This is a genomic window from Pseudomonas sp. SST3 (assembly GCF_003325755.1).
Genome location: NZ_QORI02000001.1, coordinates 148772 through 172833, shown reverse-complemented (window position 1 = coordinate 172833; position 24062 = coordinate 148772). Strand labels below are relative to the sequence as shown.

Genomic DNA, 24062 nt, shown 5'->3' with positions numbered 1-24062 from the left:
GGCAGTGTCTAGGGTGAGGTCAGGGTTTCGTGTCGCTCGGTCTAGGCTCGTCATCAGGCAAGGCAATCAACGTGCCGATGCGTGCCGGGCTGATCGGCTGGCGCGGTTTGGGTGGTTGCCAGCCGAACAGGACGTCGCTCGCCGCGCCGCAAATTCGGCCCTGACAGGCGCCCATGCCGCAACGGCTCTCAAGCTTGGCCTCGACCCAGCTGCTGTGACTGGCCATGGCTGAGTAGGGCACGTCTTCGCAGCGGCATACCAGGGTTTCGGGGTCCGCCAGGGCTTTCAATTGCTCGTTCAGGCGGAAGGTTCCCGCCAGCAGATCGGCGAACCCCTGCCAGCGCTGGCGCTCGGCGAATCTCGCTTTGGCCCGCTCGAGATCACCGATGACGGCATGACCGGCGATGCTGCCTTCGACCCTTGCCAGTTCGCTGCCGCCGAAACCGGTGCATTCGCCCGCTGCAAAGTGATCCGGCAGGCTTGTCGTCTGGTAGGCATCGATTTGGATGGCTCGCCCGTGTAGTGCACAGCCCAATACTTGCCCGAGTTCAGTGTTGGGAATCAAGCCGAAACCGCAGGCCAGGCGATCGCAAGCGATTTCCGAAACCTTGTCGTTGTGAAACAAGCGCACGGCTTCCAGGCGATCGGTGCCCAGCGCCGCCAGTACATGAGTGCCGCTGCGATAACAGCGATCGCTCAGTTGTACGGCCTGCAACGCTTTGCCTGGCCAGCGTGACAGGCGAGCGGCAAAACCAGCGAGGGCAGCAAGCTGAGCCTGTTCGGCAATGCGCAGCAGGTGGGCGCCGGCGCCTTGGCCGTAGCCGCACACGCCAGCAGCAGCGGGCCGCTACCGGCAATCACCAGGCGTTGGTCGACCACAGGCATGCCGCCCTTGATCAGCGCCTGCAGCCCGCCAGCGCCGGTCACACCGGGTAGCGTCCAGCCGGGAAACGGCAGCAGCAGCTCGCGCGCACCGGTGCACAGAACCAGCTTGTCGTAACCGACCAGATGCCCCTGCGCGGCGTCCTCCAGCAGCAGTGTCTTGCCGCCGGGTGCGGCGATCACCCGCACGCCGCTATGCACTTCGATATTCGTCGTTTCCGCCAGCGCTTGCCGCTGCTGGCCGGCGATGGCCGGTAGTTCGACCTGAGGGCCGTCACGCCAGATCTGCCCACCGGCCGCCGGGTTGTCGTCGAGGATGGCGATGCTTGCGCCGCTGGGTGCGGCGGCGAGCGCGGCAGCCATTCCGGCAGGTCCGCGCCGACGATCAGAATATCGTAATGCGATTTCATGGACGTGTTTCCACCGACATGCCAGTGATGCAGATTGTCTGGCAGGCCAGTCGCCGCTGACCGTCGATGGTGACCCGGCACTCCTGGCAGATGCCCATGCCGCACAGCGGCGCGCGCCGCTCGCCGGATACCGAGGTGCGGCTGCTGCCATCGCCACCGAGATAGAGGGCAGCGGCTACCGTCGTGCCGGGCGCGACCTCCAGCGAATGCCCGTCGAGCGTGATCTCAATCATGACCGAGGTTTCCCATGGCATAGGCGGCCGTGGACGACCCGCTTGGTGAGGCGAGGAAGCGCGCTGGGCTGTAGGGTTCGATAGCCAGCGCCGACTGTCGTCCCAGCAGCTGAGCGACCAGCAGTTCCGCCGTACCGGTCGCGGTCGTTACGCCCAATCCCTCGTGGCCGACCGCCAACCACAGGCCTGGCTGCTGCGGATGCTCGCCCACCAGCGGCAGGCCATCCGGACTCGCCGCGCGAAAACCGGTCCAGCTGCGAATGGCGTTCAATCGAGCCAGCCCCGGCATGTAGTCGACGGCGCGCTTGAGCATCCGCGCCAGCATCCAGCTGTCGATCGCTGGATCGCTGGTGTTGAACTGGCGCGAGGAACCGATGAACAGCTGCCCGGTCGGCCGCGGCTGGATGTTGCAGGCCACCGAAGGCCCCACGCTGTTGTGGGCGCTGGTGACATAGCCCAGTTCCACCAGCGTATGGCTGACCTTGCCGGGGTAACGGTCGGTAATGACCAGATGGCCTTTCTTTGGGCGAATCGGCAGCTCCGGGCAGAGTTCGGTTGCGTGGATTCCGTTGGCCAGTACCACTGCCTGCGCGCGCAGGATGCTGCCGTCGCTCAGCTCGACCTGTTGGCTCTGCACGCGCCGCACGCATTCCTCCCGCTGGACGATGCGCTTGTCACCCTGGGTGATTAGCCAGCGCGCCGCATTGGGCGCATAGAGGATGCCATCACCACTGACTTTCAGGGCTCCATGCAGGCCGCTGCGCAGTTCCGGCTCTGCTGCTTTCAGCGCGGCGCTGCCGAGCAATTCGCAATGCATGCCCTGTTCGGACAAGGTGTTCAGCTTGTGTTCCGCCACGGCCATCTCGTCGTCGCTGGCGGCGAGCCAGAGCGTGCCGTTGTTGCGATAGCCGCAGCTTTCGTCCATCAGCCGGCCCAGTTCCCGCCAGCGCCGGATCGAATAGTCGCTCAGTGCCAGCTCGGCCGGGTTGTCGTCCAGCGCGACCAGATGGCCCATGCCGGCAGCCGTGGCGCCACCGCGCTGGGCGTCGAGGAGCAGCACGTCGACGCCGTTGACCGCCAATTGATGGGCACAAGCCGCGCCGATGATGCCGGCACCAACGATGATGACGTCCGCATTCACGACCGAATGCCCCAGGCGAAGGGATCGTCCTCCTCGATCAGCAAGGTGGCTTCGGCACTCAGGTGCGCGCGACCGCGGATGGTGGGCACGATGCGGTCGCCGTCCAGCTCGTAGCTGGCGGTAAATTCGCTACCGATTACGCTGGCCTGACGCCACGTCTCGCCGGGTTGCAACTTGCCGTCCGCCGCCAGGCAGGCGAGTTTGGCGCTGGTGCCGGTGCCGCAGGGCGAACGGTCATAGGCCTTGCCGGGACAGAGGACGAAGTTGCGGCTGTCGGCTTGCAGCGAAGCTGCTGCGTTTGATGAAGCGCCGTTTCCAGCTCCGGCTTCGCTCGCAGCGCTTTGCGGCTGTTCAGGCTCGGCAAACAGCTCGATATGGTCGACTTCGCCGCCGTCTTCGCCGCGTATGCCCTGGGCTTCTAGCGCCTGGCGCACCGCCCAGGTATAGGCCGTGAGCGCTTCGAGGTTATCGCCTGCGATGTGCTGCCCATGCTCGGCCACGAGGAAGAACCAGTTGCCGCCCCAGGCGATGTCACCGGTCACGGTGCCGTGGCCTGGCACTTCGACGCTCACATCCTTGCGGTAGCGATAGGCGGGCACGTTGCGCACGCTGACCGAACGGTCTTCGTGCAGAGTTGCCTGCACGGTGCCGACCGGCGTTTCGATGCGGTGAACCCCCGGCTGGATGCGTCCCAGATGCGCCAGCGAAACCACCAGCCCGATGGTGCCGTGGCCGCACATGCCGAGATAGCCGCTGTTATTGAAGAAGATCACGCCGGCACAGGCTGTTGGGTCTACCGGCTCGCAGAGCAGCGCGCCAACCAGCACGTCATTGCCGCGCGGTTCCAGCATGGTTGCGGCGCGCCAGTCATCGAAACGCTCGGCAAGCAATCGGCGGCGTTCGGCCATGCTGCCGGTTCCGAGTTGCGGGAATCCAGCGATGACCAACCGGGTCGGTTCGCCACCGGTGTGGCTGTCGAGAACTTGGATGCGCTTCATGGCCGCCCTGCCTGTAGGGGAATGTGCAGCAAGCATCCAACAGCTGCTTGCTTACGGCTTGAGTGTTTTGGTCGGTGTAGATGACGAAATCGGCATAGTCCAGGCGGATGGCTCGATGCCTGTCCAGCGGTGGCCATGGGGCAGGTGTTCGAACAGCGCCCGGCAGACGCCGATGATGTGGCGTTCGATCAGTTCGGCACACAGGTCCACATCGCCGTTGCGACAGGCCCGCAGGATTTCACGGTGCTCCAGATCGGCGCCGTGCTTGCCCTCGTGAATGCTCATCTGGACTCGCAGGTAGCGCTCGACCTTGTCGTGAATCGAGCGAATCATTTGCATCATGAACGGCCGCTCCGCCGGTCCGTAGAGGCAGGCATGGAACGCCCAATTCAGCTCGGCCCAACGTGCCGCATTGTCCTCATGGACGAATTCGGCACAAATGGATTCGGCGTGGGCAAAGGTGTCCTCGGTCATGTTGGGCACGGCGAGGCGGATGATCTGGGTTTCCAGCAGCACCCGCACTTCGAATATCTGCGCCAGTTCCGGCTCGGTCAGCACCGTTACCACAGCGCCTTTGTTGCGCTGGAATGACACCAGTCCTTCGGCTTCCAGGCGCTTCAGCGCTTCGCGTACCGGAATCTTGCTGACGTTGAACAGCCGCGCCACGTCATCCTGGCGCACCGGTTCGCCCTCGGCGAACTGGCCGCTGATGATCGCCTCGCGCAGGTGCTTGGCGATGACCTCGGAAGCCGAGGGAACGATGCCCAGGTTCGGGGCGTTGAAGGATTTGAGGGGCACAGTCGCAAGCTCGACGGAAGTGAATGCGTTTGAGGATATCGTATACGCCGGCTCGCTTCATTTTTTCCGACGAAGCAGATGCCGCCTCGTGCGAGTGCAGCGCGCCGTCAGCCTTTCTCGGCTCCGCTGAAGCGCCGCGCCAGAGCGTTGATGCGTTGCCGTTCGGTACGGGCGAAGGCGAAGAAGGTTTGTGCCACCGGCGAGAGGTATTTGCCGCGTGGATGCACCAGGCACCAGCTGCGCATCAGCGGTAATTCCTCGACCGGGAGCTCGCATAATGCACCGCTTTCCAGCTCACGGAGCACGGCGTGCCGAGGCAGCAGCGCCAGCCCCAGGCCGGCCAGTACGCCTTCACGTTGGGCTTCCAGCGAACCCAGCTCCATGATCTGCGGAAAATGCGCGCGCTTCTGATCGCAATATTGCTCGGCGGCGCGCCGGGTGCCGGAGCCCTGCTCGCGGATCAGCAGCGGCCATGCGGTCAGGTCCTGCAGGTTGAGGTGCGGCCTCTGGCAGAGCGGATGACCCGGCGGTGCGACGGCGATGATGGCGTTGTCGAGGAAGGGCAGAAATTCCAGATCCATATCCGCCGGCACCTGAGAGATCAGTAGCAGGTCGTCGCGGTTGGCACTTAGACGATGGATCGCCTGGGCATGATTGACCACCACCAGCTGAAGACTGACTTCCGGGTGAAGTTCGCGAAACGATGCGAACAGGTGCGGCACGAAATATTTGGCACTCGATTCGACGGCCAGCTTCAGTTGACCCTGCAGCGAGCCCTGCAAAGTGGACAGCTGCATGTCGAGGCTTTCCAGCCTGCCGAAGATATCCTCGCTGGTGCGTTTGAGTGCTTCAGCCGCTTCGGTGAGGTAGAGCTTCTTGCCTGTGTACTCGAACAATGGCTGCCCGAGCAGCTCTTCCAGCTGCCGGATCTGCAGGCTCACTGCGGGCTGCGTCAGCGCCATCTCCTCTGCGGCCCGGCTGTAGGAATGGTTATCGCAGACCGCCCGAAATACGCGGAGCTGGCGCAGCGTCATGCGCATCAAGGACTTTCTCATAAGTACTCCAGTCGGAAGGATTAGCCGTTGAATCTGGCGTGGTCAGGCGTTATCTATAAGCCATTGCTTATGCGTAACCAAACAATTATTCATTTTCGGTAATTACTGCCTAGGGCGTAGGGTAAAACGCATCGCCAAGCGGCGAATCCACCGGTCCGAACTGGACTGCCTGCTCACTGATCCGAGGGACGAAGCGTGATCAAGAAGCTGCTGATCGCCAACCGCGGTGAAATTGCCGTCCGCATCGTGCGGGCTTGCGCCGAAATGGGCGTTCGCTCGGTGGCGGTGTTCGCCGAGCCTGATCGTCACGCGCTGCACGTCAAGCGTGCCGACGAGGCACATTTCATCGGCGAAGACCCGCTGGCCGGCTACCTGAACCCCCGCAAGCTGGTGAACCTGGCTGTGGAAACTGGCTGTGATGCGCTGCATCCCGGTTATGGCTTTCTGTCCGAAAATGCCGAGCTGGCCGAGATTTGCGCCGAGCGCGGCATCCGCTTCGTCGGCCCCAGCGCCGAAGTGATACGCCGCATGGGCGACAAGACCGAAGCGCGGCGCAGCATGATCAAGGCCGGTGTGCCGGTCACGCCGGGCACCGAAGGCAATGTGGTGGATGTGAGCGAGGCGCTGAGCGAGGCCGAGCGCATCGGCTATCCGGTGATGCTCAAGGCGACATCCGGTGGTGGAGGTCGTGGCATCCGCCGCTGCAACTCACGAGAAGAACTGGAACAGGCCTATCCCCGGGTGATTTCCGAGGCGACCAAGGCCTTCGGTTCGGCTGATGTATTCCTCGAAAAATGCATCGTCGAGCCCAAGCACATCGAGGCGCAGATCCTTGCCGACTCCTTCGGCAATACCGTGCACCTGTTCGAGCGTGACTGCTCGATTCAGCGGCGCAACCAGAAGCTCATCGAGATCGCGCCAAGCCCACAGCTCACCCCGGAGCAGCGCGCCTATATCGGCGACCTGGCGGTGCGCGCGGCCAAGGCGGTGGGTTACGAGAACGCCGGCACCGTGGAGTTCCTGCTCGCCGATGGCGAGGTGTACTTCATGGAAATGAACACCCGGGTGCAGGTGGAGCACACCATCACCGAGGAAATCACCGGCATCGACATCGTTCGCGAACAGATCCGCATTGCCTCCGGCCTACCGCTTTCGGTCAAGCAGGAAGACATCCAGTATCGCGGCTTCGCCCTGCAGTTCCGCATCAACGCCGAGGAGCCGCGCAACAACTTCCTGCCCTGCTTCGGCAAGATCACCCGTTACTACGCCCCTGGTGGGCCGGGCGTACGCACCGACACGGCGATCTACACCGGCTACACCATTCCGCCTTACTACGATTCGATGTGCCTGAAGCTGATCGTCTGGGCGCTGACCTGGGAAGAGGCGTTGGCCCGAGGCTCGCGCGCGCTGGATGACATGCGTGTGCAGGGCGTGAAGACCACTGCCAGCTACTACCAGAAGATTCTCGAAAATCCGGATTTCCGCAGCGGACAGTTCAATACCAGCTTCGTCGACAACCATCCGGAGCTGCTGAACTACTCGATCAAACGCAAGCCGGGCGAACTGGCCCTGGCCATCGCCGCCGCCATCGCCGCCCACGCAGGCCTGTGAGGAACGAACCATGACTGCTCAGAAGAAAATCACCGTTACCGACACCATCCTGCGTGACGCTCACCAGTCGCTGCTGGCCACCCGCATGCGCACCGAGGACATGCTGCCAATCTGTGACAAGCTCGACCGGGTCGGCTACTGGTCGCTCGAAGTCTGGGGAGGTGCTACGTTCGACGCCTGCGTACGCTTTCTCAAGGAAGATCCCTGGGAACGCCTGCGCCAGCTCAAGGCCGCGTTGCCCAACACCCGCCTGCAGATGCTACTGCGCGGGCAGAACCTGCTGGGTTACCGCCACTACGCCGACGACGTGGTCGAGGCGTTCTGTGCAAAGGCGGCCGACAATGGCATTGATGTGTTCCGCATATTCGATGCGATGAATGACGTGCGGAACCTGGAAACAGCCATCCGCGCAGTGAAGAAAACCGGTAAGCACGCGCAGGGCACCATCGCCTACACCACCAGCCCGGTGCATACCGTTGAGTTGTTCGTCGAGCAGGGCCGGGCGATGCGCGACATGGGCGTCGACTCCATTGCCATCAAGGACATGGCCGGTCTGCTGACCCCATTCGCCACCGGCGATCTGGTGCGTGCGTTGAAGGCCGAGATCGATCTGCCGGTGTTCATCCATTCTCACGACACCGCCGGCGTCGCCAGCATGTGCCAGCTCAAGGCCATCGAAAACGGCGCCGACCACATCGACACGGCAATCTCGTCCATGGCTTGGGGCACCAGCCACCCAGGCACCGAGTCGATGGTCGCCGCACTGCGCGGCACGCCGTATGACACAGGCCTCGATCTGGAGCTTATCCAGGAAATCGGCCTGTACTTCTACGCGGTGCGCAAGAAGTACCACCAGTTCGAAAGCGAATTCACCGGCGTCGACACCCGCGTTCAGGTCAACCAGGTGCCCGGCGGGATGATTTCCAACCTGGCCAACCAGCTCAAGGAACAGGGTGCGCTTAACCGCATGGATGAGGTGCTGGCCGAGATTCCGCGCGTTCGCAAAGACCTGGGCTACCCGCCGCTGGTCACGCCGACCTCGCAGATTGTCGGCACCCAGGCGTTCTTCAACGTGCTGGCCGGCGAGCGTTACAAGACCATCACCAACGAAGTGAAGCTCTACCTGCAGGGTCGCTACGGCAAGGCGCCAGGCACTATCGACGCCAAGCTTCAGCGCCAGGCTATCGGCGGCGAGGAGATCGTCGAGGTGCGTCCCGCCGACCTGATCAAGCCGGAGCTGGACAAGCTGCGCCAGGAGATCGGCGCGCTGGCCCGCAATGAAGAAGACGTGCTGACCTACGCCATGTTCCCGGATATCGGTCGAAAATTCCTCGAAGAGCGCGAGGCCGGCACGCTGCAGCCCGAAGTGCTGCTGGCAATCCCGGATGGAACTGCTACGACCGCCGCGGGCGACGAGGGTGTGCCCACCGAATTTGTTATCGATGTGCACGGCGAAACCTACCGCGTCGATATCACCGGTGTGGGCGTCAAGGGCGAAGGTAAGCGGCACTTCTTCCTGTCCATTGATGGCATGCCGGAGGAGGTGGTGTTCGAACCGCTGAACAACTTCGTCGGTGGCGGCGGCAGTGGCAAGCGCAAGCAGGCCAGCGGCCCAGGCGATGTCAGCACCAGCATGCCGGGCAACGTGGTCGATGTGCTGGTCAAGGAAGGCGATACGGTCAGAGCCGGACAGCCGGTGCTGATCAGTGAAGCGATGAAGATGGAAACCGAAATCCAGGCGCCCATCGCCGGAACGGTGAAAGCGGTGCACGTGGCTAAAGGTGACCGGGTGACCCCTGGTGATCTTCTGATAGAGATTGAAGCCTGACAGCTGTCCCCTGGGAGCCGAAAGGCTCCCTTTTTTGTCTGTTTAACCTGTGATGACGGATCCGGAGGTATCGATGGGGCTCGACCCAGTAGTGCTGTTCTTCCTGTTCGGCCTGTTTGCCGGGTTGGTGAAGAGCGAACTGAAACTGCCGCCGGCACTGTACGAAACGCTGTCCATACTGCTGTTGCTGGCTATCGGTTTGCACGGGGGCGTCGAGCTTGCCGAACAGGCCAGCGCGGCGCTGCTGGGTCAATCCGCCCTGGTACTGCTGCTGGGCTGCGCGCTGCCGCTGCTGGCTTTTCCGATGCTGCGCCTGCTGGGCTTTTCACGAATCGACTCGGCCAGCGTTGCGGCGCATTACGGTTCGGTGAGCGCTGGCACCTTCGCTGTGGTTGTGGCCTTCATGCTGGCCAACAAGATCGCGTTCGAAAGCTACATGCCGCTATTCGTGGCGATCCTGGAAATACCGGCGATTCTTGTCGGCATCGTTCTGGCCAAAGACATCACCCGTGACACCAATTGGCGTGAGCTGGGCCGCGAGATATTTCTCGGCAAAAGCATCATGCTGCTGCTGGGCGGGCTGATCATTGGTGCCATCGCCGGCAAGGAGAGCATCAAACCGCTCGAGCCGTTCTATACCAGCATGTTCAAACCGGTGCTGGCGCTGTTCCTGCTGGAGATGGGGCTGATCGCGTCTGGCCAGCTCGGCTCGCTGCGCCGCTATGGCCTGCGCCTGGCAGTGTTCGGTCTGGGCATGCCCTTGCTGGGTGCGCTGGTCGGGGCGTTGCTGGCGCGGCTGATGGGGCTTTCGCTTGGCGGTACGGCGATGCTCGCCACGCTGTCAGCCAGTGCGTCCTATATTGCTGTGCCGGCGGCCATGCGCCTGGCATTGCCGGAAGCCAACCCCTCGCTCTCGTTGACCGCGTCGCTGGGGATCACTTTTCCATTCAACATCCTGGTCGGCATACCGCTGTACCTGGCGCTGGCCGAAACTCTGATTGCCTGGGGGTTGTGAACATGACGACCGCGACTCGAACGCTGCTCACCGTTATCTGCGAAGCGGCGCTGGAAAAGAAACTGGTGGCCGACCTCGATCACCTGGGTGCGCCTGGCTGGACCCTGTCCGAAGCGCGCGGACGAGGCAGCCGCGGCGTACGCAGCGCTGGCTGGGATACCGATGGCAACATTCGCTTGGAAATCATCTGCAACCGCGAGCTGGCCGAGCGCATCGCCGAGCACTTGCAGGTCAGCTACTACGATAACTTCGCCATGGTCTGTTACTTGGCGGACGTGCAGGTGCTGAGGCCAGGCAAGTTCTGATGGGCATGTCGAAGAATCGTGGCCGGCTGTGATGCGGCATCCGGATGAGGCGTCCATCCAACAGACCTGGTTGGAGCCGCACGATATGCAAGCGCTGCTTGAAGAGATCCTCGATGAAGTCCGCCCGCTGTTGGGGCAGGGCAAGGTGGCCGATTACATTCCTGCGCTTGCAGACGTGCCGGCTGATCAGCTGGGTATCGCCGTTTACAGTGCCTCGGGCGAGCTCTACTACGCCGGGGATGCCAAGACGCCGTTTTCGATCCAGAGTATTTCCAAGGTCTTCAGCCTGGTCCAGGCGATTCAGCATGGCGGTGAAACGCTGTGGGAGCGGCTGGGCCATGAACCGTCCGGGCAGCCGTTCAACTCGCTGGTGCAGCTGGAGTTCGAGCGCGGCCGGCCGCGCAATCCCTTCATCAATGCGGGTGCGCTGGTGATCTGCGACATCAACCAGTCGCGCTTTGCCGTGCCGGCGCTGTCCATGCGCGACTTCGTACGGCACCTGTCGGGCAACCCGCTGATCGCATCCGACTCGCGGGTTGCGGAGTCGGAATACCAGCATCGTGCGCGTAATGCTGCGATGGCGTATCTGATGCAAGCCTTTGGCAACTTTCATAACGATGTCGAGGCGGTGCTGCGCAGCTATTTTCATCATTGCGCGCTACGCATGAGCTGCATCGATCTGGCCCGTGCGTTCGGCTTCCTGGCCCGCGACGGGGCCTGTCTGGAGGGTGGCGATCCTGTGCTGAGCCCGCGTCAGGCCAAACAGGTCAACGCCATCATGGCCACCAGCGGCCTCTACGACGAGGCCGGCAACTTCGCCTACCGTGTCGGTCTGCCCGGCAAGAGCGGGGTCGGCGGCGGGATCGTGGCGGTGGTACCGGGGCGCTTCACGGTCTGCGTCTGGTCGCCGGAACTGAACCAAGCCGGCAATTCGCTGATCGGCATGGCTGCACTGGAGAAGCTATCGCAACGCATCGGCTGGTCTATCTTCTGAGGATGACTCGGGAGGCCCGGCTGCCACACGGGGCGCAGCCCCTTTCGTTACCGCCTGTCACATCTTCGCGGTGCCGAGCGCTCGGCGTGCACCGTCGAACCTATCCAACCACTAGAGAGATCGCGTTATGAGTCTCGAAGACAAAACGACCGAAACAGCGCAGGAGGCGCTCGACAATCTCATCGCGGGGGTCATGCAGTTCCGTGAAGAGGTCTACCCTGAGCAGCGCGAGTTGTTCAGTAAGCTGGCCCACGAGCAGACGCCGCGTGCCATGTTCATCACCTGCGCAGATTCACGCATCCTGCCGGAGCTGATCACTCAGAGTTCGCCAGGTGATTTGTTCGTCACGCGTAACGTCGGCAACATCGTGCCGCCCTACGGAATCATGAACGGCGGCGTGTCGACTGCCATCGAGTTCGCCGTGATGGCGCTTGGCGTTCACCACATCATCGTGTGCGGCCATTCCGATTGCGGGGCGATGAAGGCGGTGTTGAACCCGGCCAGCCTGGATGGCATGCCGACCGTCAAGACCTGGCTGCGGCATGCGAGGTGGCTCGTACGGTGGTGGAAGAAAATTGCGGCTGCGCCGACCACAACACCCTGGGCATTCTCACCGAGGAAAACGTGCTGGCTCAACTCGATCACCTGCGCACCCATCCGTCTGTGGCGGCGCGGCTCGCCAGCGGTCAGCTGTTCATTCATGGCTGGGTGTACAACATCGGCACCAGCGAGATCCGGGCGTACGATGCAGCACGCGGTGAGTTCCGTCTGATCGGCGACGGTCCGTTGCCGATGGCCACGCCCAAGTCGCGCTACGTTTGAGAGGTGTTCAAGCAAGGTGCCGTTAGGGCGCCTTGCGGTCCGGCGATCGACCCACTGGCCATAGGCGGCATCGCCGCGCGAACGCCAAAGCAGGTTGTCGGCCGGACGGTCGACGGTGTGGAACGGATCTCGTCTGGCGCTACTTATGCAGCACGAACTGACCGGTGAAACGCACGGCATCGCGGCCGTCGGCGGCGAGGATCCGACTGTTCAGCGTGAGGCGTGAACGGCCACGACGGCGATAGATGGTCTCGAAGCGATTCCAGGCCTCGTCGCTCGGCGCGGAACAGATGGCGGTGGCATCGTCCACGACGGGTAGCGGATAGTCGATCTGCCCCTCGTGAATGACGATGTGACCGTCGTCGATCCCGGCCTCGCGCAGGCGCAGGTGCAACCAACCCCAACCAGCCAGTACCGACGCGCAATACAGGCTGCCGCCAAACATGCTGCTCTTGTGGTTGATGTTCGCTTGCAGCGGCACTTTCAAGCGCAGCTCGTGGTTTTCCCACTGCTCGACACGCAGGCCCATCGCCCGGGTCAGTGGGATGTCGTGATGCAGGATGGCTTCCAGATAGCGGCTATCGCGGCTCATGCCGGGCGGATTCCTAAACGTTTGCAGATACAGGCAGACGTCAAGCATGACTGCTGAGTCACGAGATTGCCAGTTTCCACGCGCGCTTTTTTGCGGCTTCCCGGACGCCGTTCGGCGGTTCGATCCAGCGCTTTAGCGAACGACAGTTTTCTGCTGGTAGGCGCAGTAACCGGGGCGTGGGCCGATCCTCGGATGATTGCGGCAGGTGTCGGGTCGTTTGGCGTACACCGTGCACAAGCGGGTCTGGCGATCTAAGGTAGAGGCAGTCGCCATCGGCCATGCGGGCCAGGGTGAAGATCCCGGGCTTCTGATTGAAGTGCCCAATGATGCCGGCTTTGCTCAGGCGCTTTGCGACCTGCTTCGCGGGCTCATCGCGCTCGAAGCATCGACCACCTCCAGGCGGATCAGGTCATCGATGCGTACCTCGACCGGCAAAGTGCAGCAGGTCGCTTGGCAATCGCCGCACAGGCCATTGCCGTAGCGCGCCCAGGTTTCCAGGTGGTCGGGGTCGGCAGAGCAATAAAGCGGGTCTTCATGGCGGCGGTTTCGGTAATGGCGGCGCGCGATCATAACGACCGCGGGTGGAATTTCCAGCGAATCCGACGAGTCGAACCACGGACAGGCGGTCGCGCAGACTCGGCCGAAACCTGCAAGCCTGTCTGCATTGCCCTTTGCGAGGCAGCCGGGTGCTGCCATGAACGCATTCTCACTCCCTAGCTCCATGAGGTCTGCCCATGACGCAAGAGTCGACTGTCCCCAATGCCGATGAAGTCACGGCCTTCCGCAACGCGATCATCAGCAAACTGACCTACTCGATCGGCAAGGACCCGGAACATGCTTCCGACCATGACTGGTTCGAGGCGGTGGCGCTGGCCACTCGCGACCGTATGATCGACCAGTGGATGGACCGCACGCGTGAGGGTTACCGCGAGGGTAAGAAGCGCGTGTATTACCTCTCGCTGGAATTTCTCATCGGTCGGCTGCTCACCGATAGTTTGAGTAACCTGGGGCTGCTGGACACTGCCCGCCAGGCGCTGGCTGAGGTCGATGTGGACTTCGAGCGCATTCGCCTGACCGAACCGGACGCGGCGCTGGGCAATGGCGGCCTGGGTCGCCTGGCGGCCTGCTTCATGGAAAGCATGGCGACGTTGGGTATCGCCGCCCATGGCTACGGGATTCGCTACGATCACGGGCTTTTTCGCCAGGCCATCGTCGACGGCTGGCAACATGAACAGACCGAAACCTGGCTGAATTTCGGCAACCCCTGGGAATTTGAACGCCCCGAGGTCAGCTATCTGATCGGTTTCGGAGGTAGCGTCACGGCCATGCCGCACGACGCCGCCGGGCAAGAGCAGCCCAAGCACTTCTGGCATTGGGCCGAAGGCGTGCGCGCCATTGCTTACGACACACCGGTGGTCGGCTGGCGCGGAGCGAGTGTGAATACGCTGCGGCTGTGGCGTGCCCGCGCCGAGGCGGATTTCCATCTGGAACGCTTCAACGCTGGCGACCATATCGGTGCGGTCGCGGAGGAAGCCCGCGCCGAAAGCATCTCGCGGGTGCTGTATCCGGCCGACAGCACCGAAGCCGGTCAGGAGCTCCGGCTGCGTCAGGAATACTTTTTCGTCGCCGCCTCGCTGCAGGACCTGATACGGCGGCACCTGGATCAGCGTGGCACGCTACTGAACCTGCCGGAGTTCGCCGCCATCCAGCTCAACGACACCCACCCGGCGATCGCCGTAGCGGAGCTGATGCGACTGTTGGTTGACGTACACGACATTCCCTGGCGAAAGGCCTGGGAGCTCACCGTCGGCACCCTGTCTTATACCAACCACACATTGCTGCCGGAGGCCTTGGAGACCTGGCCCGTGGGGTTGATGGAGCGGTTGTTGCCGCGCCACATGCAGATCATCTACCTGATCAATGCGCAGCATCTCGATGCGCTGCGCGAACGCGGCGTGCATGACGTCGATCTGCTGCGCTCGGTATCGCTGATCGAGGAAGGTCATGGCCGTCGGGTGCGCATGGGCAATCTGGCGTTCCTCGGTTCGCACTGCATCAACGGCGTGTCGGCGCTGCATACCGGGCTGATGCGCGAAACAGTCTTCACCGACCTGCATGCGCTGTATCCCAAACGCATCAGCAACAAGACCAACGGCATCACCTTCCGCCGCTGGCTGTACCAGTCCAATCCCCAGCTGACCCGATTGCTGGTTGAACACGTTGGTGACGAGCTGCTCGACGCGCCGGAAACCATGCTGCGCCAGCTGGAGCCTTTCGCCGATCAGCCGGATTTCCGCGCCCGATTCGCCGCTCAGCGATTGGACAATAAGCAGCTTCTGGCTCGCATGATCCAGGAGCGACTGGGCATCAGCCTCGATCCGAACGCGCTGTTCGACGTGCACGTCAAACGCATTCATGAATACAAGCGGCAGCTGCTCAATCTGCTGCACACCGTGGCGCTGTATCAGGCGATTCGCTCCGATCCGGGCTGCCATTGGGTGCCGCGGGTGAAGATATTTGCGGGTAAGGCGGCGGCCAGCTACCACACGGCCAAACTGATCATCAAACTGACCAACGACATCGCGCGCACCATCAATGATGACCCGACGGTGCGCGGCCTGCTCAAAGTTGTGTTTCTGCCTAACTACAACGTCAGCCTGGCCGAACGCATTATCCCGGCCGCTGATTTGTCCGAGCAGATATCTACCGCAGGGCTCGAGGCCTCGGGCACCAGCAACATGAAGTTCGCCCTCAATGGTGCGCTTACGATCGGCACGCTCGACGGCGCCAACGTCGAAATGTGCGACCAGATCGGTGCCGAGCACATGTTCATATTTGGCATGACCGCCCAGGAGGTCGAGGCGCGCAAGCAGGCCAATGAATATAACGCCGAGGCCACCATCATCGATTCACCACGGCTTAATGAAGTGCTGATGGCGATTCGCAATGGCGCTTTCTCGGCGGATGATCCATCGCGCTACACGGCCTTGATCGATGGTCTCAAGTGGCACGACACCTTCATGGTCTGCGCCGACTTCGAGGCGTATTGGCAAGCGCAGCTGGAGGTCGAGGCACGCTGGCGTGACGCCGACAGCTGGTGGCGTTCCGCCGTGTTGAACACCGCCCGCACCGGCTGGTTCTCCTCGGACCGGACTATCCGTGAATACGCCGAGGAGATCTGGAAGGTGCTCTGATGCATCGATCAAGTCGCTCTGTAACCTGCGACAGGCTGCAGGGCGATCGACTCGACCTGCAAGGCCCATCCAGAGCCGGTAGTGAAATACGCTACCGGCACTTTGCCGTTGCGCTGAACTCTGCGGCCCCTGGACGGGTCTGAGGGAGGGTTAGTTTCCCCATGGCCTGCTAAACTGCGCGGGTTTATCCATCCTCCGGAGTCATTTCATGTCACGCGTAACCCTGAGTCGCTACCTGATCGAGCAGACCCGCAGCAACAACACCCCTGCAGATCTGCGGTTCCTTATCGAGGTAGTGGCTCGAGCGTGCAAGGAGATCAGCCACGCCGTCTCCAAGGGCGCGCTGGGCGGTGTGCTCGGCAGCGCCGATAGCGAGAACATCCAGGGCGAAGTGCAGAAGAAGCTCGACGTTCTTTCCAACGAAATCCTGCTCGAAGCCAACGAATGGGGCGGCCATCTGGCCGGCATGGCGTCGGAAGAAATGGATAACGCCTATCAGATTCCGGGCAAGTACCCGAAAGGCGCCTACCTGCTGGTCTTCGATCCGCTGGACGGCTCCAGCAACATCGATGTCAACGTCTCGGTTGGCACTATCTTCTCCGTGCTGCGTTGCCCAGGCGAATGCTTCAGTCAGAATGATGCGCTCGGCGAGGAGGCCTTCCTTCAGCCCGGCACCAAGCAGGTAGCCGCCGGTTATGCGATCTACGGACCGCAGACCATGTTGATGCTGACGCTGGGCAATGGCGTCATGGGCTTCACGCTGGATCGGGAACTGGGCAGCTTCGTGCTGACCCATGAAAACATCCGAGTACCGGAAAGTACCGCTGAGTTCGCTATCAACATGTCCAACCAGCGCCACTGGGAAGCACCGGTGCAGCGTTACGTCAGCGAGCTGCTGGCCGGCACCGAAGGCCCGCTTAACAAGAATTACAACATGCGCTGGATCGCCTCGATGGTGGCCGACGTACACCGCATCCTCACCCGCGGCGGCATGTTCATGTACCCACGCGATGCCCGCGAGCCGGGCAAGGCCGGCAAGCTGCGCTTGATGTACGAAGCCAACCCGATGTCATTCATCATCGAGCAGGCCGGCGGAGCGGCAACCACCGGGACTCAGCGTATTCTCGACGTACAACCCGAATCGCTGCACCAGCGCGTACCGGTCTTCCTCGGCTCTAAGGAAGAAGTCGAGCGCGTCACCGGCTACCACCAGGGCTGACCGATGCAGGGGCCCTGGCTGGAGTTGCTGACATGGTGGTTTGGCGAGGGCGCCACCGCCAATGAGATCGCCAAGGACAAGCAAGGGCTATGGTTCGGCTACAAGCCTGAACAGGACGCCGAAGCCCGTGCCCGCTTCGGCGATCTGACCGGCCAGGCCTTGGAGGGCGGGCTGAGCGACTGGACTGAGTCGCCCCATGGCTGGCTGGCGCTGGTACTGTTGCTCGATCAGCTGCCGCGCATGATCTATCGCGGGACCCCGCAGGCCTTCGCGGGTGACCAGCGCGCTCTGCAGCTGGTTCGCGATGGCATGGCGCACGGCGGGGATGTGTTGCTCGCCCCGATTCAGCGTGTGTTCATCTATCTGGTGCTCGAACATGCGGAAAACCTGCAAGTACAGGAACAGGCCGTTGCGCAGTTCCAGCTGCTCCACGGACTTGTCGCGCCCGAGGAACAGCCGCTATTTGACGGCTTCCTCGACTTTGCAGAGCGCCATCGTGACGTGATTGCCAGGTTCGGTCGTTTTCCCCATCGCAACGAAGTACTCGGTCGGGAAGCCACTGAGGCCGAGCAGGCATTTCTGGCCACGCCCGGCTCGCGCTTCTAGTCGGCGGCGGGTACGCTCACGGCTCGTTGCTCCAGACCTTTTTGAGGCGCGGCCAAGCAGGGCCAGCACCGACCAACCCAAGGAACCTGTCATGTCGCTGCGTCATCTATCGTTGGTCATCGTCGTCGTTCTGCTCGCTGCCTGCAGCCCGGTCACTCAGGAGAATTTCGCAAAGTTGCAGGCCGGCATGTCGCGCGCGGAGGTCGAAAAACTGCTCGGCAAGCCGGGCGAATGCGCCGGCGCGCTGGGCATGTCCAGCTGCACCTGGGGGCAGAAAAACCGTTTCATCAGCATTCAGTTTGCCGGCGACAAAGTTATGATGTTCTCTGGCCAAGGTCTGAAATGAGGAGGGCTCCAGATGCGTTTGATCACAACGCTGTGCTGCGTACTGTTGATTGCCGGATGTGCACGCTCGGGTGACCGCCAAGCGCCCGAGACGGTCGGGCAGGTCGACCTGCAACGCTACCAGGGGACCTGGTATGAACTGGCGCGTCTGCCAATGTTTTTCCAGCGCGACTGCGTGCGTTCGCAGGCCAACTACCAGTTGCAGGACGATGGCCGAGTGGCGGTGACCAATCGCTGCGAAACCAAAGACGGCGAATGGATACAGGTCCAGGGCGAAGCGTTTCCCCAGCAGGCGGGGCAGACCGACAAGCTCTGGGTTCGTTTTGATAACTGGTTCAGCAATCTCTTTCCGGGGCTAACCAAGGGTCACTACTGGATTCTCTACCTCGACGACGATTACAGCGTGGCGCTGGTGGGAAGCCCGGACCGCGAATACCTCTGGTTGCTGTCGCGAGAAGTCGAAGTCGCCCCCGCGACGCGCGAAAAATTGCTCGACGAGGCGCGTCAGCGTGGCTATGACGTCAGTGAGCTGATCTGGCGCGGTAAACCGGAGTCGGCTTGAACGTTATCCGGCTGAGCTACGCCTGCTGACTGGCGTACTGGACACACTTCTCTCCCCGGATCGGTGGCGCTGCGGCTACTCCCAATTCAATCGCGCCAACAGCCATTCGCCGTCCTCCCGCCACCACTCGAGCCTGACGTGATAATGGCCGACGCGTTGGGGTAGCCAGCGCTCGGCGCCGGTCAGGGCTAGCTGAGCCTCGCTGTAGCCTTTGTCGGGGTAGGTTGGGTCAATCCAGCTCTGGCGGTTCAGGGCGATCACGCCCACATTGCCGTGACGCAGGAACATCATCGCGGCTGTGCGCTGTACCCAGTCGCGATCGAGTCGCTGGTTAGCGCTGAATTCGGGGTGAATTATGGCCATCAGCTCCTCGTTGTCCTTGTTCTCGATGCTGTCCTGCAGCGATTGCGCTGCAGATTCCAACGCCGTCTGGGAATCCTCCCGGCCACAACCGACCAGCAGCAGCGTGACCGCCGCCGCTGCAGCTGCGGCTAATTTCCATAGGGGCATGCCGAACCTCTCGAACCTCGTTATGATGCCGGAAACGTCAGGCAAGTCCCCGACCTACCGACCATGGAGTGTGCCATGCAGACCTTGTATCCGGAGATCAAACCCTACGCCCGGCATGAGCTGGCGGTCGAAGCGCCGCATGTGCTTTATGTCGACGAGAGTGGGTCGCCGGAGGGCCTGCCTGTGGTGTTTGTGCATGGCGGGCCGGGTGGTGGCTGTGATGCGCTGAGCCGGCGCTTCTTCGATCCCAACCTGTACCGCATCATCACCTTCGATCAGCGGGGCTGTGGCCGCTCCACCCCACACGCGAGCCTGGAAAATAACACCACCGCGCACCTTATCGCCGATATGGAGCACATTCGTCAGCATCTCAGCGTCGATAAATGGGTGTTGTTCGGTGGTTCCTGGGGCTCAACGCTGTCACTGGCCTATGCTCAGGCATTTCCCGAACATGTTCATGCGCTGATTCTGCGCGGCATCTTTCTCTGCCGGCCGCAGGAGTTCTCCTGGTTTTACCAGGAAGGCGCCAGCCGGCTTTTCCCCGACTACTGGCAGGACTTTCTCTCGCCGATCCCGCCAGAAGAACGGGGTGATCTCATGCAGGCCTATTACAAGCGCCTGACCGGTACCGATCAGATCGCTCAGATGCATGCCGCCAAGGCCTGGTCCTGTTGGGAAGGTCGCACCGCCACGTTGCGGCCCAATACCCAGGTGGTCGATCGCTTCTCCGATACCCATAGGGCGCTGGCGATGGCGCGTATCGAGTGCCATTACTTCGTCAATGGGGCGTTTCTCGAGCCCGACCAGTTGCTGCGCAATATGCACAAGATCGCTCATCTGCCGGGCATCATCGTGCATGGGCGCTATGACGTGATCTGCCCGCTGGACAACGCATGGGAGCTGCACGAGGCGTGGTCCAACAGCGAACTACAGATCATCCGCGAGGCCGGCCATTCTGCCTCGGAACCCGGCATATGCGACGCTCTGGTGCGCGCCGCCGCGGACGTGGCCAAGCGCCTGCTCGATCTGCCGCCCGAAGAAGCCTGATGAAAGCGTTGATCCAGCGCGTGCGGCACGCGCGCGTCGAGGTGGCCGGCGAGGTGGTCGGTAGCATCGACCAGGGCCTGCTGGTGCTGGTCGGCGTCGAGCGTGACGACGACCGCACCCGGACCGACAAGCTGTTGCACAAGCTGCTGCGCTACCGGGTATTCAGTGACGAGCATGGCAAGATGAATCGCTCTGTGACCGATATCGGCGGCGGCCTGCTGCTGGTCTCGCAGTTCACCCTGGCGGCCGATACGGGCAGCGGTCTTCGGCCCAGCTTTTCCAGCGCGGCGCCGCCGCAGCTCGGCGAAGAACTCTATGACTACCTGCTCGCCCAGGCGCGCCGACAGCATTCGCAGGTTGCCTGCGGTCGCTTCGGTGCCGAGATGCAGGTGCATCTGCAGAACGATGGGCCTGTGACCTTTCTTCTGGAAAGCTGAAACGGCCCGCTGCGGTGCGGTCAGCGCTTCGAGGGTTCCAGATCGTTCTCATGCAGCCAGCTAATGGCGTACTCACGCAATTGCACGGCCTGGTAATCCAGCCAGGCCTGACGAACCTCCGGAAAGTCCTCCAGCTTGAAGTCGAAGGTTCGCAGCGGCTTGCGGCCCTGCAGGGCGTCGCTCAATACCGCATGAGCGTTGGGGTCGTGCTGAGTGAACAGAAACGCCTCGCGCATGGCGATCGATTGCGCGAGCCCGAGCGGCTCGATGTGCAGAAAGCGATCGTCCTGTACGTCGTACTTTTCGTCCACGCCTGGCGCGGTTTCGCCCGGGAACACTGCACGGATTTCACCTGACTCCAGATCGAGGTAATGCTCGCTGGCGTCGCGGTTGTCCAGTGCATACTCCAGACGGTGAAGATCAATGGTCAAAGGTCGCATGGCAGATACTGCTGTTTGGGGTTCAGTAGCTCTGACCCGCTTGCACCGGATGCGTGCATTACGTTCATCGGTACTGTGCGCCGTTCGGCGTATGCAAAGATCTTGGTCAGAATAGGCGCGCAAGCAGCGCGCTGACGGCAGTTTCCACGCGCAGGATGCGTTCACCCAATTGCACGGGCTGCAGACCTGCCTCGGAGAGTTTGTCGACTTCGTAGGGTATCCAGCCGCCTTCCGGGCCGATCGCCAGCGTCACCGAGTCGCTGACCTCGCGTGGACAGGCCGGGTAGTTACCCGGGTGCCCGACCAGCCCGCGGGTGCCGGCAGCCAGTTGTGGCAGGCGATCCTCGACGAAGGGTTTGAAGCGCTTTTCGATGCTTACCTCTGGCAGCACGGTGTCGCGTGCCTGCTCCAGGCCGAGCAGCAATTGTTCACGTATCGCAGCCGTTTCGAGGAAAGGGGTCTGCCAGAAACTCTTTTCCACCCGGTAGCTATTGAGCAGCACCAGCCGCGGCACGCCCATGCAGGCAACGGTCTGCAGCACGCGACGGAGCATCTTCGGCCTTGGCAGTGCCAGCAGCAGGGTTATTGGCAGCTTGGCGGGCGGCGGGTGGTTCAGCGTGATTTCCAGTTCCGCCTCGCCGGCCTCCAGACGCAGCAGCCGGCCTTGACCCATCTCACCGCCAAGCAGGCCGACTCGCAGCTGTTCGCCTGCTTCTGCGCGGTGTACGTCCTGGATATGCTTGAAGCGCCGATCACGCAGGATCACACGATCGGCGGCAACGAAGTCGGCCGCCTCCAGCAGCAATAGATTCACGGGCGGGGTGTGGGCGACTGGTCGCTGTGGTGCGCTGGGTCGTCCTCGGCGTCGCCGCGGAATTCTTCCTCGCGTTTCTTCACCATGCTGCCGCAGATCAGCCCGGCCTCGAACAGCAGCCACATCGGAATGGCGAGCAATGCCTGGGAGAATACGTCCGGTGGCGTAAGGACCATGCCGACCACGAAGCAGCCGACGACGACATAGGGGCGGCTCTTGCGCAGGGTGGCGACATCGACGATCCCTACCCAGATCAGCAGAAAGGTCGCCACGGGGATTTCGAAGGCCACACCGAACGCAAAGAACAGCGTCAGAACGAAATCCAGGTACTGACCGATGTCGGTCATCATCGCCACGCCTTCCGGCGTCACGCTGGCAAAGAAGCCGAACATGATCGGAAACACGACGAAGTAGGCAAAGGCCATGCCGCCGTAGAACAGGAAAATGCTGGAAATCAGCAGCGGCACGGCGACCCGCTTCTCATGCTTGTACAGGCCCGGGGCGATGAAGCTCCAGATCTGATGCAAAATGACCGGCATCGAGAGAAACAGCGCGACCATCATGGTCAGCTTGAACGGCGTCAGGAACGGCGAAGCCACCCCGGTGGCGATCATCGTCGCACCTTCCGGCAGATAGGCGCGCAACGGTGCGGCCACCAGCGCGTATATCTGCTGGGAAAAGTAGAACAACGCGCCAAACAGCAACAGGATCGCCACCACGCAACGCAGCAGGCGCTTGCGCAGCTCCGTCAGGTGGGCAACCAGCGGCATTTCCTGATCATCGGTGGAGGTATTGCTCATGGCTCAGCGGGTCTTTCCGGGCGGGGTACGGGGGCCGTTTCGGCGGGTTTGGCGTCTTCGATGGTGGGTGCTGCTTCGAATGAGCTGGCGTCCGGCGGCGGCGTGGCCGATTGCGGGGACGGGGTGCTACTGGTGCTCGGTGAGCTCGGCATGATGCTCTGCTTCATCTCCCGCTCCAGATCGAGGATGCGCTCGTTGTGCAGCTGACGGCGGATCTCATCGGCGCCGATCTCGCGCTCGACCTCGGACTTGATGTTGGCAAAGCTGCGCTTGGCGCGGCCGATCCATAGGCCGGCGGTGCGCACTGCACCGGGCAGGCGCTCCGGGCCGAGGACGAACAGTGCAACCAGGCCGATCAACAGCAGTTCGGTGAAGCCGATATCGAACATGGCGCCTCAGTTCTTCTTCGTCGGGTCTTCGACCTTGCGGGCCTCGGCATCGAGTGTATGGCTCTGCTTCTCTTCGACGCTGGGCTTTTCTTCATCGGTGCCCATGGACTTGCGGAAGCCCTTGATCGCGTCGCCCAGATCCGAGCCCAGGCCCTTCAAACGCTTGGTGCCGAAGAGCATGACCACGATGAGCAGAACGATCAGGAGCTGCCAGATGCTGATTCCACCAAAACCCATGCTGCAGTACTCCGAAGTTGATTGTCAGGATTGTGAGCGCGCGGCTTTTTCCGCATGCCCGGAGAGACCGAAACGCCGGTCCAGTTCGTCCAATACCGCCTGGGGGTGTTGATCCAGAGCGGCCAGCATCACCAGGCTGTGAAACCACAGGTCGGCAGTTTCGTAGATCAGGTCGCTGAAATCACCGCTGACAGCGGCATCCTTGGCGGCCAGGATGGTTTCCACCGACTCTTCACCGACCTTCTCGAGAATCTTGTTCAGGCCCTTGTGATACAGGCTGGCCACGTAGGAACTATCCGCAGCGGCGCCCTTGCGGGCTTCCAGCACCTCGGCCAGACGGGCGAAGGTGTCACTCATGTTTGTGCTCCGCATAAATCGCGTGTGGGTCCTTGAGGACCGGCTCGACAGTTTTCCAGCTACTGTTCTCGAAGACCCGATAGAAGCAGCTTTCGCGTCCGGTATGGCAGGCAATACCGCCGATTTGCTCGACCATCAGTACGATCACGTCGGCATCACAGTCCAGGCGCAGTTCGTGCAGCTTCTGAACATGACCGGATTCTTCGCCCTTGCGCCACAGCTTGCCACGTGAACGTGACCAGTAGATGGCGCGATTTTCCGCTGCGGTCAGCGTCAGCGCCTCGCGATTCATCCAGGCCATCATCAGGATGCGCCCGGTCTGGTGATCCTGGGCGATGGCCGGCACCAAGCCGTCTTCGTTCCAGTTGATTTGGTCCAGCCAGTTCATCGAATTCTCCGCTCAATGCGCGCAGTGTGCCAG

The 24062-nt window shown here is 62.2% G+C and carries 25 protein-coding genes and 4 pseudogenes; 13 read left to right on the top strand and 16 right to left on the bottom strand.

The genetic code is table 11. From position 1 onward, the window contains the following. Positions 1 to 19 precede the first annotated feature (19 nt). The 6 genes and pseudogenes from DQ405_RS00865 to DQ405_RS00840 form a co-directional block, all read right to left on the bottom strand. A pseudogene (locus tag DQ405_RS00865) lies at positions 20 to 1292 on the bottom strand (FAD-dependent oxidoreductase). After that, positions 1289 to 1525 (bottom strand): (2Fe-2S)-binding protein, encoded by a 237-nt coding sequence (locus DQ405_RS00860; RefSeq protein WP_168422479.1) that lies wholly within the window; start codon positions 1523 to 1525, stop codon positions 1289 to 1291. The pseudogene DQ405_RS00865 and the gene DQ405_RS00860 overlap by 4 nt, the downstream one beginning before the upstream one ends. After that, the gene (locus tag DQ405_RS00855) at positions 1518 to 2666 is read right to left on the bottom strand and encodes an FAD-dependent oxidoreductase (RefSeq protein WP_168422478.1); all 1149 of its coding nucleotides are present in this window, start codon (positions 2664 to 2666) and stop codon (positions 1518 to 1520) included. The genes DQ405_RS00860 and DQ405_RS00855 overlap by 8 nt, the downstream gene beginning before the upstream one ends. Continuing rightward, positions 2663 to 3664 carry a proline racemase family protein gene (locus DQ405_RS00850; protein WP_168422477.1) on the bottom strand — a complete coding sequence of 334 codons (1002 nt, stop codon included), beginning with the start codon at positions 3662 to 3664 and terminating at the stop codon, positions 2663 to 2665. Before DQ405_RS00850 ends, DQ405_RS00855 begins: the two co-directional genes overlap by 4 nt. 135 nt (positions 3665 to 3799) lie before the next feature. After that, positions 3800 to 4462: pseudogene (locus tag DQ405_RS00845) on the bottom strand (GntR family transcriptional regulator); the annotation flags it as partial. A gap of 107 nt (positions 4463 to 4569) precedes the next feature. Beyond that, on the bottom strand, positions 4570 to 5517 hold the full coding sequence (locus tag DQ405_RS00840) for a LysR family transcriptional regulator (protein WP_168422475.1): 948 nt from the start codon (positions 5515 to 5517) through the stop codon (positions 4570 to 4572). Positions 5518 to 5712: 195 nt separating this feature from the next. Between DQ405_RS00840 and DQ405_RS00835 the strand changes: the two genes are divergently transcribed. The 6 genes and pseudogenes from DQ405_RS00835 to DQ405_RS00810 all read left to right on the top strand — a co-directional run bounded on the left by DQ405_RS00835 (position 5713) and on the right by DQ405_RS00810 (position 12092). Beyond that, positions 5713 to 7128 (top strand): acetyl-CoA carboxylase biotin carboxylase subunit, encoded by a 1416-nt coding sequence (locus DQ405_RS00835; RefSeq protein ID WP_168422474.1) that lies wholly within the window; start codon positions 5713 to 5715, stop codon positions 7126 to 7128. 10 nt (positions 7129 to 7138) lie between these two features. Continuing rightward, positions 7139 to 8956, top strand: a complete 1818-nt coding sequence (gene oadA, locus DQ405_RS00830; protein WP_168422473.1) for a sodium-extruding oxaloacetate decarboxylase subunit alpha — start codon at positions 7139 to 7141, stop codon at positions 8954 to 8956. A gap of 73 nt (positions 8957 to 9029) precedes the next feature. Continuing rightward, the gene (locus DQ405_RS00825) at positions 9030 to 9971 is read left to right on the top strand and encodes a sodium-dependent bicarbonate transport family permease (protein WP_168422472.1); all 942 of its coding nucleotides are present in this window, start codon (positions 9030 to 9032) and stop codon (positions 9969 to 9971) included. Positions 9972 to 9973: 2 nt separating this feature from the next. Beyond that, positions 9974 to 10276, top strand: coding sequence for a P-II family nitrogen regulator (locus DQ405_RS00820; protein WP_168422471.1), 303 nt, complete (start codon positions 9974 to 9976; stop codon positions 10274 to 10276). Positions 10277 to 10361: 85 nt separating this feature from the next. Continuing rightward, on the top strand, positions 10362 to 11270 hold the full coding sequence (glsB, locus tag DQ405_RS00815) for a glutaminase B (RefSeq protein ID WP_168422470.1): 909 nt from the start codon (positions 10362 to 10364) through the stop codon (positions 11268 to 11270). Between the two features lie 127 nt (positions 11271 to 11397). Then, positions 11398 to 12092 (top strand): annotated as a pseudogene (locus tag DQ405_RS00810) (carbonic anhydrase). 139 nt (positions 12093 to 12231) lie between these two features. On the opposite strand, the gene DQ405_RS00805 reads toward DQ405_RS00810, so the two are convergent. Beyond that, positions 12232 to 12684 carry a thioesterase domain-containing protein gene (locus DQ405_RS00805; protein ID WP_168422469.1) on the bottom strand — a complete coding sequence of 151 codons (453 nt, stop codon included), beginning with the start codon at positions 12682 to 12684 and terminating at the stop codon, positions 12232 to 12234. Positions 12685 to 12816: 132 nt separating this feature from the next. After that, positions 12817 to 13220: pseudogene (locus DQ405_RS00800) on the bottom strand (YkgJ family cysteine cluster protein). Positions 13221 to 13418: 198 nt separating this feature from the next. Here DQ405_RS00800 and DQ405_RS00795 point away from each other — a divergent pair. From DQ405_RS00795 to DQ405_RS00775, 5 genes are all read left to right on the top strand, one after another. Beyond that, positions 13419 to 15878: a glycogen/starch/alpha-glucan phosphorylase gene (locus tag DQ405_RS00795; protein ID WP_168422468.1), complete on the top strand. Its 2460-nt coding sequence runs from the start codon at positions 13419 to 13421 to the stop codon at positions 15876 to 15878. A gap of 208 nt (positions 15879 to 16086) precedes the next feature. Beyond that, entirely contained in the window at positions 16087 to 17097 is a 1011-nt protein-coding gene (locus tag DQ405_RS00790; protein ID WP_168422467.1) for a class 1 fructose-bisphosphatase, read from the top strand. A gap of 3 nt (positions 17098 to 17100) precedes the next feature. Further along, positions 17101 to 17703: a DUF924 family protein gene (locus DQ405_RS00785; protein WP_168422466.1), complete on the top strand. Its 603-nt coding sequence runs from the start codon at positions 17101 to 17103 to the stop codon at positions 17701 to 17703. Between the two features lie 91 nt (positions 17704 to 17794). Then, a complete protein-coding gene (gene bamE, locus DQ405_RS00780) occupies positions 17795 to 18049 on the top strand; it encodes an outer membrane protein assembly factor BamE domain-containing protein (RefSeq protein ID WP_168422465.1) in 255 nt (84 codons plus the stop codon). 12 nt (positions 18050 to 18061) lie between these two features. Further along, entirely contained in the window at positions 18062 to 18610 is a 549-nt protein-coding gene (locus DQ405_RS00775; protein WP_168422464.1) for a lipocalin family protein, read from the top strand. Between the two features lie 75 nt (positions 18611 to 18685). Here the strand turns inward: DQ405_RS00775 and DQ405_RS00770 are convergent, their stop codons facing one another. Continuing rightward, complete coding sequence (locus tag DQ405_RS00770) at positions 18686 to 19120, bottom strand: hypothetical protein (protein ID WP_168422463.1); 435 nt, start codon at positions 19118 to 19120, stop codon at positions 18686 to 18688. A 75-nt stretch (positions 19121 to 19195) separates the two neighbouring features. Here DQ405_RS00770 and pip point away from each other — a divergent pair, with 75 nt between their 5' ends. Continuing rightward, complete coding sequence (pip, locus tag DQ405_RS00765; RefSeq protein ID WP_168422462.1) at positions 19196 to 20167, top strand: prolyl aminopeptidase; 972 nt, start codon at positions 19196 to 19198, stop codon at positions 20165 to 20167. Then, complete coding sequence (gene dtd / locus DQ405_RS00760) at positions 20167 to 20604, top strand: D-aminoacyl-tRNA deacylase (RefSeq protein WP_168422461.1); 438 nt, start codon at positions 20167 to 20169, stop codon at positions 20602 to 20604. The genes pip and dtd overlap by 1 nt, the downstream gene beginning before the upstream one ends. Before the next feature lie 20 nt (positions 20605 to 20624). On the opposite strand, the gene DQ405_RS00755 is transcribed toward dtd, so the two are convergent. The 7 genes from DQ405_RS00755 to hisI form a co-directional block, all read right to left on the bottom strand. After that, the gene (locus DQ405_RS00755; RefSeq protein ID WP_168422460.1) at positions 20625 to 21044 is read right to left on the bottom strand and encodes a UPF0158 family protein; all 420 of its coding nucleotides are present in this window, start codon (positions 21042 to 21044) and stop codon (positions 20625 to 20627) included. A 106-nt stretch (positions 21045 to 21150) separates the two neighbouring features. Continuing rightward, positions 21151 to 21858, bottom strand: coding sequence for a 16S rRNA (uracil(1498)-N(3))-methyltransferase (locus DQ405_RS00750; protein ID WP_168422459.1), 708 nt, complete (start codon positions 21856 to 21858; stop codon positions 21151 to 21153). Beyond that, positions 21855 to 22658, bottom strand: coding sequence for a twin-arginine translocase subunit TatC (tatC, locus tag DQ405_RS00745; protein ID WP_168422458.1), 804 nt, complete (start codon positions 22656 to 22658; stop codon positions 21855 to 21857). Before tatC ends, DQ405_RS00750 begins: the two co-directional genes overlap by 4 nt. After that, positions 22655 to 23047: a Sec-independent protein translocase protein TatB gene (tatB, locus tag DQ405_RS00740; RefSeq protein WP_168422457.1), complete on the bottom strand. Its 393-nt coding sequence runs from the start codon at positions 23045 to 23047 to the stop codon at positions 22655 to 22657. The genes tatC and tatB overlap by 4 nt, the downstream gene beginning before the upstream one ends. Before the next feature lie 6 nt (positions 23048 to 23053). Continuing rightward, positions 23054 to 23284, bottom strand: coding sequence for a twin-arginine translocase TatA/TatE family subunit (gene tatA, locus DQ405_RS00735; protein WP_168422456.1), 231 nt, complete (start codon positions 23282 to 23284; stop codon positions 23054 to 23056). Positions 23285 to 23308: 24 nt separating this feature from the next. Continuing rightward, a complete protein-coding gene (locus DQ405_RS00730; RefSeq protein WP_168422455.1) occupies positions 23309 to 23641 on the bottom strand; it encodes a phosphoribosyl-ATP diphosphatase in 333 nt (110 codons plus the stop codon). After that, on the bottom strand, positions 23634 to 24029 hold the full coding sequence (hisI, locus tag DQ405_RS00725; protein ID WP_168422454.1) for a phosphoribosyl-AMP cyclohydrolase: 396 nt from the start codon (positions 24027 to 24029) through the stop codon (positions 23634 to 23636). The genes DQ405_RS00730 and hisI overlap by 8 nt, the downstream gene beginning before the upstream one ends. Between the last annotated feature and the right edge of the window lie 33 nt (positions 24030 to 24062).